Genomic DNA, 16,502 nt, shown 5'->3' with positions numbered 1-16,502 from the left:
TTCAGTAGTTTAGGAGGAACCTGTCCAGAACTCGCACGCCGAAGTGCAGCGCGTCCACCGGCACCCGCTCGTCCACGCCGTGGAACATCGACGCGAAGTCCATGTCCGCCGGCAGCCGCAGCGGCACGAACCCGAAGCCGCGCACGCCCAGGTCGGCGAAGAAGGTCTTGTTGTCGGTGCCGCCCGACATGCAGTACGGGATCGCCCGCGCCGCCGGGTCCTCGGCCTTCAGCGCCGCGATCATCGACTCGACCAGCGCGCCGTCGAACGAGGTCTCCAGCGCGATGTCGTGGTGCACGAAGTCGCGCCGCACCTTGGGCCCGAGCAGCGAGTCGACGGTCTTGAAGAACTCCTCCTCGAACCCCGGCAGGAACCGCCCGTCGACCACGGCCGTGGCCTGGCCGGGGATCACGTTCGACTTGTAGCCGGCGTCGAGCTGGGTGGGGTTGGTGGTGTGCCGCAGCGTCGCCCCGACGAAGCGCACCAGCGGCCCGATCCTGTCCAGGATCGGCTGCGGGTCGTTCTCGTCGAACGGCATGCCGTAGGCGTCGGCGACCTCGGTGAGGAACCGGCGGACCGTGGGCGTGTAGGTGAGCGGCCAGTCATGCTCGCCGATCCTGGCGACCGCCCTGGCGATCTCGGTGACGGCGTTGTCGTCGTTGAGCATGGAGCCGTGGCCCGCGGTGCCGTCGGCGGTCAGCCTCATCCAGGCCAGGCCCTTCTGGGCGGTCTCGATGAGGTAGAGCCGCAGCGACGGGTCGACCTCCAGGGAATAGCCGCCGACCTCGCTGATCGACTCGGTGACCCCTTCGAAGAGCTCGGGGTTGTTGGCCGTGAGGTATTTGGCGCCGTAGACGCCGCCGGCCTCCTCGTCGGCCAGCCAGGCGAAGACGATGTCGCGGCGCGGCCTGCGCCCTTCGCGCTTCATCTGGCGCAGCACCGCCAGCATCATCGCGTCCATGTCCTTCATGTCGACCGCGCCGCGGCCCCAGATGTAGCCGTCGCGCACCTCGCCCGCGAACGGGTCGACCGACCAGTCGGCGGCGTTGGCGGGCACGACGTCCAGGTGGCCGTGGACGAGCAGGGCGGGCAGGGACGGGTCGGTGCCCTCGACGCGGGTGACGACGTTGCCGCGGTTCGGCTCGCTCTCGACGTACGTGGACTCGAGCCCGACCTCGGCCAGCCTGGCCATGACGACCTCGGCCGCGGCGCGCTCGCCGGGCCCGCTGCCGTCCCCGTAGTTGCTGCTGTCGACGCGGATCAGCTCCACGCAGAGGTCGGCGACTTCCTTCTCGGCAGGTGTCATGGCGTTTTCTCCCAACGGTGATCCAGCGTGAGCAGTCCGGACTTGAGCAGGTGGCCGCGCTTGTGCGCGCGGGTGATGAGGGTGAGGTCGATGTCGGTGATCTCGTCGTGCCGGCCGACGACGCCGGTCAGGAAACGGTAGAGGTCGGCCTCGTGGGCCGCCACCACCTGCACGATGAGGGAATGGGTGCCTGTGGTGGCGGCGCAGTAGCGTACGTCCTGGTGCGCGGCCAGCCGCCGGCCCACCAGGTCGAGCCCGTGCGGGCGGACCTTCAGCCAGAGCATGGCCTCGACCTCCAGGCCGAGCAGTGCGGGCTCGACCTCCGCCCGCGGCAGCAGCAGCCGCCGTTCGAGCAGCGAGGTGACGCGCCGGCGGGCGGTCGGCACGGAGATGTCGAGCCGCTCGGCGACCGCGGTGAAGGCGATCCTGCCGTCGTGGGTGAGCAGCTGGGCGATCTCCTCCTCCAGCGGCGACAGTCCGTCCTCGTCGGGCAGGCAATCCGGCGGCGGCGGGGGCCGGAGCTCGGCCACCTCCTGCTCGGTGAGGTAGGGCGCGTGCCATTCCGCGACGGTCGTGAACGTGTGGAGGACGACCTGGGTCTGCGTCTGCACGACGCCGTCGATGTCGCTGATCTGCGCGGAGACGATGTGGTGCAGGTCCTCGCGGGAGGGGGAGACCAGCTCGCTGCCGAGGTCGGCGGCGCCGGTCAGCGAGTAGACCGAGCGCGTGTCAGGCCGGTCGGCCAGTGCCTGCGCGACCTTGCCCGCGGTGCCGGGACGCACCTGGACGTGCAGGTGGACGGGGCGGCCGTGCCCGGTGCGCAGGTCGTCGTAGATGGCCGTGACCCGGACGATCCCCTCGGCGATGAGCCGCTGGAGCCGCCGGGCGACGGTGCGTTCGTGCTCGCCCACGGCCCTGCCGAGCTCGCCCCACGAGGCGCGGGGGCTGACTTGCAACGCGGCGACCAGGCGCCGGTCGAGAACATCCACCTACAACCATCTCATTGTCGGGTATGTAAATAAATTCCCAGATAATTGACTGTTTCGGTCGTCCCATGCACAGTAGGCCATCACCGCACTTGTCAGCAAAGGAGCCATCCGTGGCGACCTCCCCCACCACGCAGTCACCACTCGGCATCCCCAAGAGCCGCCTTCGCCAGCTCACGGCAGCCAGCATCGGCAACGTCGTCGAGTGGTACGACTGGTACGCCTACAGCTTCCTCGCGATCTACTTCTCCAGCCAGATCTTCCCCGAGAGCGCGGGCAACAGTCTGGTCCCGCTGCTGAGCTCGTTCGCGGTGTTCGCCGTCGGGTTCTTCATGCGCCCGCTGGGCGGCCTGCTGGTCGGCGCGTTCGCCGACAGGTACGGCCGCAAGGTCGCGATGACGGGCACCATCGTGCTGATGGGCGTGGGCTCGCTGCTCGTGGGCCTGACCCCCACCTATGCGGCCGTCGGCGTGCTGGCGCCGATCATCCTGGTCGTGGCCAGGCTCATCCAGGGCCTGTCGGTGGGCGGGGAGTTCGCCGCCGCGACCACGTTCCTCGTGGAGTCGGCCCCTCCCGGCCGCCGCGGCCTGTTCTCGAGCTTCCAGTACGTCAGCACCACCATCGGCCAGTTGCTGGCCTCGGGGCTCGCGGCCGTGCTGGCCACCATGCTGGTCCAGGCCGACATGGACGCGTGGGGCTGGCGCATCCCGTTCTTCGTGGGGGCCGTGCTCAGCCTCGTGGGCCTGTGGATCCGCAAGGGCGCCGACGAGACCTCGGCCGTGGCGGAGGAGGTCCGGCAGGGCAGGGCCGAACGGCAGAAGATGTTCGAGTTCCTCAGGCTCCACCCGAGGTCGGCCGCCACCATCGTGGGCATCACGATCGCCGGCACCGTCGCCTACTACACCTGGACCACGTTCCTGCCGACGTACGCGCAGATCACCGTGGACTTCGACAAGGCCGACTCGCTCCAGATCGGCACGATCTCGCTGGTCTTCTTCATGATCCTGCAGCCGCTGCTCGGCATGCTGTCGGACCGGATCGGGCGCAAGCCGATGCTGATCGCCTTCGGGCTCGGGTTCGTCCTGCTGCCCGTGCCGCTGCTGGGCCTGCTGACCGACGCGTACGGCAGCCTGCTGACCGTGCAGCTCGTCGGCATGGTCTTCCTGGGCGGCTTCACCTCGATCTCGGCCGCGGTGAACTCGGAGCTCTTCCCGACCAGGGTGCGGGCGGCCGGCGCGGGCTTCCCCTACTCGCTGACCGTGGCGCTCTTCGGCGGCACCGCCCCGCTGATCGGCACCGCGATGCAGGAGATGGGCAACCCGGGGCTCTTCCCGTGGTACATGTCGGGGCTGGCGCTGATCTCGACGCTGGTCTACATCTTCGTGCTGCCGGAGACCAAGGACCAGCCGCTGCGCTAACCGCCGACCGAGGTGCAGGGGCGCTCCCGCAACTCCTTGACGTAGTCGTCGGGGGCGCCCGCCCGCTCGGCCGCCTCGGCCAGGCTGCCGAGGTAGCGGGCCGAGGGCAGGCCGCCCTCGTAGCCGTCGAGCACGTAGAACCAGGCCACGACCTCGCCCTCGAGGGTCTGCACCCGCAGCCGCACCTTGTGGTAGCGCCCGCGGACCGCGCCCTCCCACTGGTCGAGGGAGGTCTCCTCCCACTCGGGCACGTCGTAGAGCACGACGAACACGTGCTCGTCGGGGTCTTCGACGATCGTGGCGACGGCGCCCTCCCAGGCGAGGTCCATCCCGCCGAACGTCAGGCGCCAGCCGGGCAGCCAGCCGACCCCCCAGATGGGGGAGTGGGGGGCGCGCATGGCCATCTGCTCCGGGTCCATGTTGGTGCCGTAGGCGGCATAGAGCCTGAGGTCATTGGACTTGCCCGAAGGATTCGAAAGCCACGCCACGATCCACCCCTCTCGCCGGGTGCTGCTTCGTCATCCAGCTACCGCGCCATCCTGCCACGCCGCCCGCCGGAGTCGATCCATCCGGATCGGGTGGCGTGGCCCGGTTGCCGCCTGCCCCACCGCGTACGGGACAATGGGGGATGTGACGAGGATCGCGATCATCGGTGGCGGACCAGGCGGCTACGAAGCAGCACTCGTGGCCGCGCAGCTAGACGCGCAGGTCACCCTGGTCGAGCAGGACGGTCCGGGCGGAGCGTGCGTGCTGACCGACTGCGTGCCGTCCAAGACGCTGATCGCGACCTCCGTCCGCAAGCAGGCCCTCCTCGACGCCCCTTCGCTGGGGGTGTCGTTCTCCGGCGGTCCCGACGGCGACGCGGGCGCGGTCGGCGTCGACCTGCCGCTGGTCAACCAGCGCGTCAAGGAGCTGGCCCAGGCACAGTCCGCCGACATCGCCACGCGGGTGGAGGCCGAGGGCGTCGAGATCATCAAGGCGCGCGGGCGGCTGGTCGACCCGCAGGTGGTGCGCGCGGGCGACCGTACGATCAGGGCCGACGTCGTGCTCGTGGCCACCGGCGCGACCCCGCGCGTGTTGCCGGGCGCCGAGCCCGACGGCGAGCGCATCCTCACCTGGCGCCAGCTCTACGACCTGGACGAGCTGCCCGAGCACCTGATCGTGATCGGCTCCGGCGTGACGGGCGCCGAGTTCGCCGGCGCCTACCGCTCGCTCGGGGCGGAGGTCACGCTGGTCTCCAGCCGCGACCGGATGATGCCCAACGAGGACGCCGACGGCGCCGAGGTGCTCGAAGAGGTCTACCGGCGGCGCGGCATGAACGTCATGGGTCGCTCGCGCGCCGCCTCCGTCAAGCGCACCCACGACGGCGTGGTGGTGACGCTGGAGGACGGCCGCACGGCCGAGGGCTCGCACGCGCTGATGACCGTCGGCATGGTGCCCAACACCTCCGGCATCGGCCTGGAGGAGGCCGGGGTCCAGCTCGACGAGGGCGGCTTCGTCAAGGTCGACAAGGTCTCCCGCACGTCCGCGCCGGGCGTCTACGCCGCCGGCGACTGCACGGGCGTGCTCATGCTGGCCTCGGTCGCCGCCATGCAGGGGCGCATCGCGGTCTGGCACGCGCTCGGCGAGGCCGTGCAGCCGCTGCGGTTGTCCACCGTGGCCTCCAACATCTTCACCGACCCGGAGATCGCCGCGGTCGGGGTCGCGCAGCGGGCGATCGAGGCCGGCGAGGTCGAGGCCAACGTGGTCAAGCTGCCGCTCGCCACCAACGCGCGGGCCAAGATGCAGGGCTTCAACGACGGGTTCGTCAAGGTGTTCTGCCGCCCGCACACCGCGATCGTGCTGGGCGGCGTGGTGGTGGCGCCGGGCGCGTCCGAGCTGATCCTGGCGGTGTCGGTGGCCGTGCAGCAGCGGCTCACCGTCGACCAGCTGGCGCACACGTTCGCGGTCTACCCCTCGATGTCGGGCTCCATCACCGAGGCCGCCCGCCGCCTCATGCAGCCCGGCGTCGCCATCTAGGCCCCCCGTTTCCTGCGGCAAAGACCCGTAGACCCGGCCTTGGCCTTAACCGACGGCGAACTGCGGTATGGCTCGTTCGCGGGTGAGGTGCTCCCGTGTGCGGGGTGCACGCGCACCGGCATTCCATCGACACGACCATCGACGGGGAGCACCATGCCCTACGTAGCCACGCGCGACGGCACGCAGATCTTCTTCTACGACTGGGGCAGCGGCCCGCCGGTCGTCTTCTCGCACGGCTGGCCGCTCAACGCCGACGCCTGGCACGACCAGATGAAGCTGGTGGCCGACAACGGCTTCCGGGCGATAGCGCACGACCGGCGCGGGCACGGCCGCTCCAGCCAGCCGTGGGACGGCTACGACTTCGACACCTTCGCCGACGACCTGAACGACCTCATCACCGCGCTCGACCTCCACGACGTCACGCTGGTGGCCCACTCGATGGGCGGTGGCGAGCTGGCCCGTTACGTCGGCAGGCACGGGACGTCCCGCCTGCGCAAGGCGGTGCTGCTGTCGGCGATCCCGCCGCTGATGCTCAAGACCGACGCCAACCCCGAGGGGACGCCGCAGGAGGTGTTCGACGATCTGAAGGCCGGCATCCTCGCCGAGCGCTCGCAGTTCTGGCGCGACAGCGCGGAGGCCTTCTTCGGCGCCAACCGCCCGGGCAACAAGGTGACGCAGGGCAACAAGGACGCCTTCTGGCTCATGGGCATGGCCGAGAACATCCAGGCGGGGGTGCTCTGCGTGGACGCGTTCTCCGCCACCGACTTCACCGAGGACCTCGAGAAGTTCGACATCCCGACCCTGATCGTGCACGGAGACGACGACCAGATCGTGCCGATCGCGGCGGCCGGCGACAAGTCCTCACAGATCATTAAGAACTGCTCGTACAAGGTCTACGAAGGCGGCTCCCACGGCATCGCCCTCGTCCCGGGCCAGAAGGAGCGGTTCAACGGCGACCTGCTGGAGTTCCTGCGCGGCTGACCGGCCCCGCGATCCGGGCGGGCTCCCGGGTCGATCCAGCTCTCCGGCATGGAGGCGCTCCCGCGTGCGCGGGGTGCCCGGGGCCGCTGACCGTTGACGTTTGTTGGTATGGACAGCAAACTAACTCACGAGTTGGCGCAGCCGTTCGAAGGAGCCTCCATGCCCTATCACCCCCCGCTGGTCGCCCACGAGTACTTCGTGGCGGACCCGCCCGAGCTGCCGGTCCGCGCGCGAGGCGAGGGCGGGCTGTCGGCGCTGACCGCCGCCGAGCTGGTCGCGGCCGACGGCGCCGAGGTGATGCTGAAGGCGGTCACCTCGGCGGAGGAGACCCTGGTCGTCCAGGTGGGCGTGGCGGGGGAGGGCGTCATCCGGGTGCGGCTGTCGGAGGACGCGACCGCCAGGCCCCGCTCGGAGAGGGCGATCTCCCTGGTGACACCCGGCAGGTATCCGGAGGCCAGGGCCGAGGTGGCGCCGGGCCAGCCCATCGTGATCGACGCGGGCTCCCTGCGCGCCGAAATCAGCCTCGCGCCGTGGCACCTGCGCTTCACCGACGCCTCCGGCGCCACGCTGGCCGAGCAGGACCGCGGGCACACCGACATCAGCGGCAGGCTCCGTACGCTGCCGTTCGGCCGCTCCTCGACCGGCGGCACGCCCGTGGCCTACCACGAGAGCTTCGCCGCCGCGCCCGACGAGGCGTTCGCCGGGTTCGGCGAGTCGTTCACCCGGCTGGACAAACGCGGCCAGCGGCCGGTCATGTGGAACTTCGACGCCTTCGGCGCCGAGTCGCAGCGGGCCTACAAGAACGTTCCCCTCTACCTGTCGAGCAAGGGGTACGCCGTGCTCGTCGACAGCGGGGCGCCCGTGGAGTTCGACGTGTGCCAGTCGACGCACAGCGTGGTGCAGATCCTGGTGCCCGACGACGTGATGGACTACTACGTGATCGCCGGACCGGGGCCCGCCGACGTGCTGGACCGTTACGACCGGCTGACCTGCCGGCCCGCGCTGCCGCCGAAATGGGCGTTCGGCACCTGGATCTCCTCCGGGTTCTGCGTGGACAGCCAGGAGCGGGTGCTGGCCAGGGGGCGCACGATCAGGGAGCGCGGCATCCCGTGCGACGTGCTGCACCTGGACACGTACTGGCAGGCCGACGGCCACTGGTCGGACCTGCGGTGGGATCCGGTGAACTTCCCCGACCCGGAGGGGATGCTGGCCGAGCTGGACGGGATGGGGTTCAAGGTCTGTCTGTGGATGAACCCGTATGTCTCCCATCTGAGCCCCGCCTTCCAGGAAGCCGCTGAAGCCGGATATTTCCTGAAGAATCGTGAGGGCGAGGTCTACGTCGCCGACTGCTGGCACGGTTCCTTCCCGCCCTGCGGCATCGTCGACTTCACCCGCCCCGCGGCCGTCGAGTGGTTCACGGGCCTGCTGCGCGGGCTGCTGCGCCAGGGCGTCGCGGCGTTCAAGACCGACTTCGCCGAGGGCGTGCCCAGCGACGCGGTCGCCGCCAACGGGATGACCGGCACCGACCTGCACAACGTCTACACCCTGCTGTTCAACGACGCGGTCGCCGCCGTCACCCGCGAGGTCCACGGCCACGACCTGGTGTGGGCGCGCTCGTCGTACCTCGGGGGGCAGCGCCACAGCGCCCAGTGGAGCGGCGACACGTACACCAGCTACGCCGCCATGGGCAGCACGATCAGGGGCGGGCTCGCGCACGGCCTGTCGGGCGTGCCGTTCTGGAGCCACGACGCCGGCGGTTTCACCGGCCGCCCGTCCGACGACCTGTACGTGCGCTGGACCCAGTTCGGCGCGCTCTCCCCGCTGCTGCGCCTGCACGGCACCACCACCCGCGAGCCCTGGGAGTTCCCCGGGGTCGAGGAGGCGGCGGTGGCGGCGCTGAGGCTGCGCTACCGGCTGATGCCCTACCTCTATTCGGCGGCCGTCGAGGCAGCGCGCACGGGCGCGCCGATGATGCGGGCGCTGTGCGTGGACCATCCGGACGACCCGGTGGCCTGGCAGGCCGACCTGGAATATCTGCTCGGCCGCGACCTCCTGGTCGCCCCCATGACCGCGCCCGAGGGCGTCCGGCAGGTCTACCTGCCACGCGGCACGTGGATCGACTACTGGACGGGCGACGTGCTGGAGGGCTCCCGCCACGTCCGGGTGAGCAAGCCGCTCGACCAGGTCCCCCTGTTCGTCCGCCACGGAGCGCTCATCCCGGTCGCCCAGCCCGCGGACACGATCGGCGTGCCGGCGGAGATCACCCTCCTCGCCTTCGGGGGCGTCGACGGGACCACCGAGATCCACGACACCGACGGCGTGACGGTCGCCGTCGCCACCAGGGACGGCGACGAGCTGCGCGTCGCCGTCACCGGCCCGAAGCGGGTCACCGAGGTCGAGATCGTCCCGGTGCCCGGAGCCCCCGCGCGAACCGTCATCGTGTGACACCCCCTGGAGGGATCATGGTCAAGTTGAGAGGCGCCGCGGCGCTGGCCGCCGTGGTGCTCGCCCTGTCGGCCTGCGGCTCGGGCTCCGACAGCCCGTCGCCCGCGGACAGCGGCCAGCCGCGCGTGCTGAGACTGTGGCACTACGAGTCGGCCCAGAGCGCCATGGGCAAGGCATGGGCCGAGGCGATCAAGAAGTTCGAGGCGTCCCACCCGAACGTGACCGTCGAGTTCGAGGAGAAGAGCTTCGAGCAGATCCAGAAGACGGCGAGCATGGTGCTCAACTCCGACGAGGCGCCCGACCTCATGGAGTACAACAAGGGCAACGCCACCGCCGGCCTGCTGTCCAAGCAGGGCCTGCTCGCCGACCTGACGGAGGAGACCACCAAGCGCGGCTGGGACAAGCTGCTGACCGGCGGCCTGCGAACCACCGCGATGTACGACGACCGCGGCGTGATGGGCTCCGGCCAGTGGTACGGCATCCCCAACTACGGCGAGTTCGTGATGGTCTATTACAACAAGGACCTGTTCGCCAAGCACAAGGTCGCGGTGCCGAAGACGTTCGAGGAGTTCACGGCGGCGCTCGACACGTTCGTCGAGGCAGGCGTGACGCCCGTCGCGAACGCCGGCGCCGAATACCCGGCCCAGCAGATCCTCTACCAGCTCGCGCTCACCAAGGCGCAGAAGCCGTGGCTGGCGGCGTTCCAGTCCTACAAGGGCAAGGTCGACTTCCACGGCCCCGAGTTCACCTACGGCGCCGACACGTTCGCCGACTGGGTGCAGAAGGGCTACATCGCCAAGAACTCCTCCGGGCTCAAGGCCGAGGACATGGGCGTGGCGTTCATGAACGGCGAGTTCCCCATCATGATCAGCGGCAGCTGGTGGTACGGCCGCCTCGCCTCGGAGATCAAGGATTTCGACTGGGGCCACTTCCTCTTCCCCGGCGCCACCATGTCGCCCGGTTCGAGCGGGAACCTGTGGGTCGTGCCGGAGAAGTCGGAGAACAAGGACCTGGCCTACGACTTCATTGACATCACCATGAGCAAGGAGATCCAGAACCTGCTCGGCAACTCCGGCGGCGTGCCCGTCGCCGCGGACCCGGCCGCGATCACCGACGAGAAGAGCAAGGAGCTCATCGAGACCTTCAACAAGCTGACCGCCGCCGACGGCCTGGCCTTCTACCCCGACTGGCCCGCGCCCGGCTACTACGACGTGCTGGTGGCCGGCGTCCAGAACCTCATCAACGGCAGCAAGACCACCTCCGAGGTGCTGGACGAGATCGCCGGGCCGTACGAGGACAACCTCGCCGACCTTGGCTTCTAGTTGACCTCCTCCGCCGCCTAAGGCGGGGGATTCCAACCGTCGCCGGTCGGCCTTCCTGCTTCACCGCCGGTTGCCCGTCCGAGAGGACTCTCGTTGAGGTCTTACACCAGCTCCACAGGCGTTTCAGCTCTCCCCCAGCTTGGCGGCGAGCACGTTCTTCGCGGCGTTAACGTCCCGGTCGTGGACGGCGCCACAGTCCGGGCACTCCCACTCGCGGACGTTCAGCGGCATCGTGTCCTGCAAGGTGCCGCACGCCGAGCACAGCTTGGAGGAGGGGAACCAGCGGTCCACCGCCACCGACGTGCGCCCGTACCAGGCGGCCTTGTACTCCAGCATCGACCGCAACTCACGCCAGCTCGCGTCCGAGATCGCGCGGGCCAGACTGTGGTTGCGGACCATGTTTCGGACGGTCAGGTCCTCCACGGCAATCACTTGGTTCTCGCGAACAAGCCGTGTCGTGACCTTGTGCAGGTGATCCCTCCTGCGATCAGCGATGCGGGCGTACACCCGCGCCACCTTGAGCCGGGCCTTGGCCCGGTTGTTCGACCCCTTCTCCTTGCGGGCCAGCGCCCGCTGCGCCTTAGTAAGCCGCCTGCGGTCGGCCCGCTCATGCTGGGGGTTGACGATCTTCTCGCCGGTGGAGAGCGTCGCCAGCGCCGTGATGCCCGCGTCCAGGCCTACCGACTGCTCCACCGGGGCAAGCGGAGCGATCTTCTCCTCCACCAGGATCGACACGAACCAGCGTCCGGCCGCATCCCGGGAGAGCGTGACCGTGGACGGCTCCGACCCTTCCGGAAGGGGGCGGGACCACACGATGTTCAGCGGCGCATCCATCTTCGCCAGCGTCAACCGGCCATCCCGCCAACGGAAGGCGGAGCGGGTGTACTCGGCGGACGCGCGGGACTTCCTCTTGCTCTTGAACGCCGGGTACTTGGCCCGCTTGGCGAAGAAGTTCGCGAATGCGGCTTGCAGGTGCCGCAGCGCCTGCTGGAGCGGGACCGACGACACCTCGCCCAGGAACGCGAGTTCGGGTGTCTTCTTCCATTGGGTGAGCGCGGCCGAGGACTCCACGTAGGAGACGCGGCGGCCTTGCAGGGTGTAGGCGCGAGTGCGCTCCTCAAGGGCTTTGTTATAGACGAGGCGGACGCAGCCGAACGTCCGGGCAAGCTCTTCGGCCTGCTCGGCGGTCGGGTAGAAGCGGTACTTGTAGGCCCGCTTCACGATCTGCGCCACGCCTTACATCACACCGCGCGATCGGTTAAAGACCGCTCTGTCGTTGTAGACGGCGGTCCGCCTGGCGGCGAATCGCCTGCCCCTGTCCTGCTCCGCAGGAGTCCGATTCCTCCCCCGTCTGAAGGCCGGGCTTTCCTCGGAGGTTTCTGATGAGGGGGCCTACGAGGGGATACTGGCTCTACCTGGTCCCCAGCCTGCTGCTGTTCCTCGCCGTCATCGTCGTGCCGTTCCTGATGAACGTCGGCGCGAGCTTCACCCGCTGGTCGGGGGTGGGCACGCCGCGGTGGATCGGCTTCGACAACTACACCAGGCTGCTCGGCGACGAGCGGTTCTGGGAGTCGTTCCAGCACAACGTGGGGCTGATCGTGGCGATGGCCGTCGTGCCGACCGCGATCGGCCTCGTGCTGGCGGCCGCCCTGTTCGACTACATCGGCCGGCGTTTCGGGACGCGTACGGCCTCGGCGCTGCGGGCGATGTACTACCTGCCGCAGGTGCTGCCGGTGGCCATCGCGGGCGTGGTGTGGGGCTGGATGTTGCACCCGTCGTACGGCGCGGTCAACCAGATCTCCGGGCTGGAGCTCGACTGGCTCGGCGATCCCGACCTGGCCCTGGCCACGGTCATGGCGGTCATGGTCTGGTTCCAGCTCGGCTATCCAGTGGTGATCTTCATGGCCGGGTTGCAGCGCGTGGACCCGTCCTACTACGAGGCGGCCGAGATCGACGGGGCCTCGTGGTGGCGCAAGTTCTGGCACATCACGGTCCCGCAGATCCGGCCGGAGATCTTCGTGGTGCTGCTGACGTGCACGATCGCCGCGCTCAAGGTGTTCGGGCCGATCTTCGTGCTGACCCGCGGCGGGCCCGGCAACGCCACCATGGTCCCGTCGTACTTCTCGTACCTGAACTTCTTCCAGAAGAGCAACGTCGGGTACGGCTCCGCGATCGCCACGGTGCTGGCCCTGATCATCGTCGTGGTGACGTTCCTGTTCCTGCGCGTGCAGGAGCGTGAGCCGTGAGGGGCCCGGGGCGCTGGGCGGTGCTGTTCGCGCTGGTCGTGCTGGCGGTCGTGATGATCTTCCCGTTCGCGATCGTGGCGATCAACGCGGTCAAGTCGCCGGCGGAGTACAGCTCGCAGGGGCCGCTGAGCCTGCCCGACGGGCTCTACCTGCGGGGCATCGTGGACTTCTGGCACCGGGTCGAGTTCGGCACCAAGCTCTGGAACAGCTTCGTCATCAGCGCGTCGGTGTCGGTGCTGGCCGTCGTGCTGTCGGTGCTCAACGCGTACGCGCTGGGCATCGGCAGGGTGAAGGGCCGGCTGTCGATCCTGGTGCTCTTCCTGGTGGCCAACACGCTCCCGCAGGAGTCGCTGGCCTACCCGCTCTACTACCTGGCCAAGGCAGTGGGCCTGTACGACACCCGGCTGTCGGTGATCGTCGTCATGACGGTGATCCAGGCGGCGTTCGGCACCTACCTGCTGAGCGCGGTGCTGGGCCAGTTCCCGAAGGAGATCCTGGAGGCGGCGGCGATCGACGGCGCCGGCCGGCTGCGGTCGCTGGTGCGGATCGTGGTGCCGATCAGCCGGCCCACGCTCAGCGTGCTGCTGATCTTCTTCTTCATCTGGACCTGGAACGAGTTCTTCCTGCCGCTGATCCTGCTGATCTCGAACGACACCCAGACGGTGCCCGTCGCGCTGGGTGTCCTGCAGGGCGAGAGATACATGGACGCGACGATGTCCAGCGCCTCGGCCCTGCTCGGCGTCGTCCCGGCGATCGCCTTCTTCCTGATCTTCCAGCGCACGCTGACCAGAGGTGTGACGGTCGGCGCCATCAAGTGATGGAGAACGTTGTATGCGATTCGTGTTATCAACAACCCTCGTCCTGGCGGCCTCGCTGCTCGCCGCGCCGCCCGCCCAGGCGGCCGGCCTGCCGTTCCAGAACCCGAGCCTGCCGCTGGACCAGCGGGTCGACGACCTGCTGGGCCGGCTCACGCTGCCGGAGAAGCTCAGCCTGCTGCACCAGTCGCAGCCGGCGATCCCGCGCCTCGGCATCGAATATCACAAGAACGGCACCGAGGCGCTGCACGGCGTCGCCTGGTCCAACCACCGCGACGACGGCTGGAACCAGAAGTTCGCCGCCGGGACGGTCTTCCCGCAGGCGGTCGGGCTGGCCAGCACCTGGGACCCGGCGCTGATCAAGAAGGTCGGCTCGGCGGTCGGTGACGAGGTGCGCGGCCACAACGCCGCCGACCCCGTGCTGTGGGGACTGCAGGTGTGGGCGCCCGTGGTGGACCTGCTGCGCGACCCGCGCTCCGGCCGGAACGAGGAGGGCTACTCCGAGGACCCGCTGCTTACCGGCGCGATCTCCACCGCCTACGGCAGGGGCCTGCAGGGCGACGACCCCCTCTACCTGAAGACCGCGCCCGTGCTGAAGCACTACCTGGCCTACAACAACGAGGTGAATCGCAGCCTCACCTCCTCCAACCTGACGCCGAAGCTCAAGCACGAGTACTACGAGCCGGCGTTCAAGGCCGCGATCTCGGCGGACGCGGCGACCGGCGTGATGGCGTCGTACAACCTGGCCAACGGGCGGCCCAACCACGTCAACCCCGACCTGAACACGGTGGTCAGGTCGTGGACGGACAGGACGCTCTACAACGTCAGCGACGCCTGGGGGCCGCACGCGCTCACGGACCTGGAGAAGTACTACGACACCAAGCCCGAGGCGTTCGCCGCCGTGCTGAAGGCCGGGCTCGACAGCTACACGATCGACGGCGGCGACGGCGGGCCGATGGTCCAGCACCTCACGGCGGCGCTCGACCAGGGCCTCATCACCGAGACCGACGTGGACAGGGCGGTGCGGAACGTCCTGTCGATCCGGACCCGGCTCGGGCACTTCGACCCGGACGGCGGGCCGTACAAGAAGATCACCGAGGACGTGATCGACAGCGCCGCCCACCGGAGGCTCAACCGCGAAACCGCGGGCAAGGCCGCGGTGCTGCTCAGGAACTCCGGCGTGCTGCCGCTGGCGGCGCCGAAGTCGGCGGCCGTGGTGGGGCCCCTGGCCGGGAAGGTGTACCGGGACTGGTACTCCGGGCAGCTGCCGTACCAGGTGACGCCGCTCGACGGGATCAAGGAGCGGGTCGGGGACGTCACGACCAGCCAGGGCCTGGAGCGCGTCGCGCTCAAGCACCTCGAGTCCGGCAGGTACGTCACCGCCACCGGCACGGGCCCCGACGACAACGCGGCGCTCACCGACCGCGCGCCCACGGCCGCCTCGCAGTGGGACCTGACCGACTGGACGGGTGGCGTGTCCACGCTGCGCAACGCGGGCAACGGCAGGCTGCTCGGCGGCGACTGGCGCTCCCTCGACACCGACGACGCCGACCCCGACGGCTGGTACGTCTCCCAGCAGTTCGCGCTGGAGCGGCAGCCCGACGGCGCCTACCTGATCAGGTACGCCGGCTTCGAGGCCGTCGAGAGCTGGTTCGCGCTGCCCGACCCGTACGTCAGCGTCGCCGCCGACGGCACGCTCGGCCTGGCCCCCAAGGCGCAGGCGGCGAGGTTCGCCAAGGAGGTCGTCTCCGACGGCGTCGCCGAGGCCGCAGCGCGGGCGGCGGAGGCCGAGGTGGCGGTCGTGGTGGTCGGCAGCCACCCGTTCGTGGCGGGGCGCGAGTTCCACGACCGCGACGACCTCCGGCTGGGCGAGGGGCAGCGGCGGCTGATCGAGGCCGTGCGCGAGGCCAACCCGAGGACGGTCGTCGTCCTGGAGACCAGCTATCCCGTCATCGTGGACGCGCCGACCCTGCTGTGGACCACGCACGCCGGCTCGGAGACCGGCCACGCCGTCGCCGACGTGCTGTTCGGCGACGTCAATCCGGCCGGCCGGCTCACCCAGACCTGGCCGGCGTCGGACGATCTGCCGGACATCCTTGACTATGACCTGACGAAGACCGGCATGACGTACCTCTATGGAAAGGACAGGCCGCTCTACGCCTTCGGGCACGGGCTGAGCTACACGTCGTTCGGCTACCAGGGGCTCAAGGTGCGCGGCGACCAGGTGAGCGTGAAGGTCACCAACACCGGTGACGCCAGGGGCGACGAGGTGGTCCAGCTCTACACCCACCAGCGCCGGTCCCGCTTCGAGCAGCCGGTCAAGCAGTTGCGCGGCTTCCGGCGGGTCACGCTGGACCCTGGGGAGTCCCGTACCGTGACCTTCACCCTGAAGCGGTCGGACCTGGCCGTCTGGGACCACACCCGCAACACGTGGGCCGTCGAGGGAGCCACCCACGACGTCCTCGTCGGCTCATCGTCGGACCGCATCCGCCAGCGCACGACCCTGCGCGTGCCCGGCGAGACGATCCCCGTGCGCGACCTGGCCAGGACCACCCGGGCGATGGACTTCGACGACTACAAGGGCGTGTCGTTCGTGGACGAGACCAAGGCGGCCGGCGACGTCGTGGCGGGCACGGAGGGCGACTGGATCTCCTTCACCCGTGCCTCCTACGGCTCCCGCCTCACCGCCGGGGTCGCGTCGGTGAGCGGCGGGGCCGTCGAGGTGCGCTCGGGCTCGCCGACCGGCCGGCTGCTCGCCACCGCGCAGGTGCCCGCCACGGGCGGGATCTACCGGTGGGGCACGGCGAGCGCCTCGCTCCGGGCGGGCAAGGGCGATCTGTACCTCGTGTTCAGGGGCGACCTGCGGATCAGGGACTTCTCGTTCACCGGTTAGGTGCGACCACCCTCCTCCTTGGATAGCGATATTATCCAGTTTGTGGGATAGTAGTGCTATCCAAAGGAGGG

General features: G+C 69.5%; 11 protein-coding genes and 1 pseudogene. 8 read left to right on the top strand and 4 right to left on the bottom strand.

Annotated features, from left to right (window positions below; translation table 11 throughout):
• Position 1 precedes the first annotated feature (1 nt).
• Both E1292_RS01505 and E1292_RS01500 read right to left on the bottom strand, forming a co-directional pair.
• Complete coding sequence (locus E1292_RS01505; RefSeq protein ID WP_132591177.1) at positions 2-1,306, bottom strand: M20/M25/M40 family metallo-hydrolase; 1,305 nt, start codon at positions 1,304-1,306, stop codon at positions 2-4.
• On the bottom strand, positions 1,303-2,295 hold the full coding sequence (locus E1292_RS01500) for an Lrp/AsnC family transcriptional regulator (RefSeq protein ID WP_132591175.1): 993 nt from the start codon (positions 2,293-2,295) through the stop codon (positions 1,303-1,305). Before E1292_RS01500 ends, E1292_RS01505 begins: the two co-directional genes overlap by 4 nt.
• A 110-nt stretch (positions 2,296-2,405) precedes the next feature.
• Here E1292_RS01500 and E1292_RS01495 point away from each other — a divergent pair, with 110 nt between their 5' ends.
• The gene (locus E1292_RS01495) at positions 2,406-3,710 is read left to right on the top strand and encodes an MFS transporter (RefSeq protein ID WP_246089849.1); all 1,305 of its coding nucleotides are present in this window, start codon (positions 2,406-2,408) and stop codon (positions 3,708-3,710) included.
• On the opposite strand, the gene E1292_RS01490 is transcribed toward E1292_RS01495, so the two are convergent.
• The gene (locus E1292_RS01490; protein ID WP_281283997.1) at positions 3,707-4,198 is read right to left on the bottom strand and encodes a gamma-glutamylcyclotransferase family protein; all 492 of its coding nucleotides are present in this window, start codon (positions 4,196-4,198) and stop codon (positions 3,707-3,709) included. The two genes, E1292_RS01495 and E1292_RS01490, sit on opposite strands and share 4 nt — an antisense overlap.
• Before the next feature lie 142 nt (positions 4,199-4,340).
• Here E1292_RS01490 and E1292_RS01485 point away from each other — a divergent pair, with 142 nt between their 5' ends.
• From E1292_RS01485 to E1292_RS01470, 4 genes are all read left to right on the top strand, one after another.
• Complete coding sequence (locus tag E1292_RS01485; protein ID WP_132591171.1) at positions 4,341-5,729, top strand: NAD(P)H-quinone dehydrogenase; 1,389 nt, start codon at positions 4,341-4,343, stop codon at positions 5,727-5,729.
• A 153-nt stretch (positions 5,730-5,882) separates the two neighbouring features.
• Positions 5,883-6,710, top strand: a complete 828-nt coding sequence (locus E1292_RS01480; protein ID WP_132591169.1) for an alpha/beta fold hydrolase — start codon at positions 5,883-5,885, stop codon at positions 6,708-6,710.
• A 159-nt stretch (positions 6,711-6,869) separates the two neighbouring features.
• On the top strand, positions 6,870-9,155 hold the full coding sequence (locus E1292_RS01475; RefSeq protein WP_132591167.1) for a TIM-barrel domain-containing protein: 2,286 nt from the start codon (positions 6,870-6,872) through the stop codon (positions 9,153-9,155).
• A gap of 17 nt (positions 9,156-9,172) precedes the next feature.
• Positions 9,173-10,477 (top strand): ABC transporter substrate-binding protein, encoded by a 1,305-nt coding sequence (locus E1292_RS01470; protein WP_132591165.1) that lies wholly within the window; start codon positions 9,173-9,175, stop codon positions 10,475-10,477.
• A 37-nt stretch (positions 10,478-10,514) separates the two neighbouring features.
• On the opposite strand, the pseudogene E1292_RS01465 reads toward E1292_RS01470, so the two are convergent.
• Positions 10,515-11,710: pseudogene (locus tag E1292_RS01465) on the bottom strand (RNA-guided endonuclease InsQ/TnpB family protein); the annotation flags it as partial.
• Between the two features lie 149 nt (positions 11,711-11,859).
• On the opposite strand from E1292_RS01465, the gene E1292_RS01460 reads away from it, so the two are divergent.
• From E1292_RS01460 to E1292_RS01450, 3 genes are read left to right on the top strand one after another with little or no spacing between them, the layout of a single operon-like run.
• A complete protein-coding gene (locus tag E1292_RS01460; RefSeq protein WP_132591161.1) occupies positions 11,860-12,723 on the top strand; it encodes a carbohydrate ABC transporter permease in 864 nt (287 codons plus the stop codon).
• On the top strand, positions 12,720-13,541 hold the full coding sequence (locus tag E1292_RS01455; RefSeq protein WP_246089848.1) for a carbohydrate ABC transporter permease: 822 nt from the start codon (positions 12,720-12,722) through the stop codon (positions 13,539-13,541). The genes E1292_RS01460 and E1292_RS01455 overlap by 4 nt, the downstream gene beginning before the upstream one ends.
• A gap of 13 nt (positions 13,542-13,554) precedes the next feature.
• Positions 13,555-16,431 (top strand): glycoside hydrolase family 3 protein, encoded by a 2,877-nt coding sequence (locus E1292_RS01450; protein ID WP_132591159.1) that lies wholly within the window; start codon positions 13,555-13,557, stop codon positions 16,429-16,431.
• Positions 16,432-16,502 lie beyond the last annotated feature (71 nt).

The sequence above is a fragment of the Nonomuraea deserti genome (assembly GCF_004348685.1).
Taxonomy (GTDB): Bacteria; Actinomycetota; Actinomycetes; order Streptosporangiales; family Streptosporangiaceae; genus Nonomuraea; species Nonomuraea deserti.
This window is presented reverse-complemented; position numbering and strand designations above follow the sequence as displayed.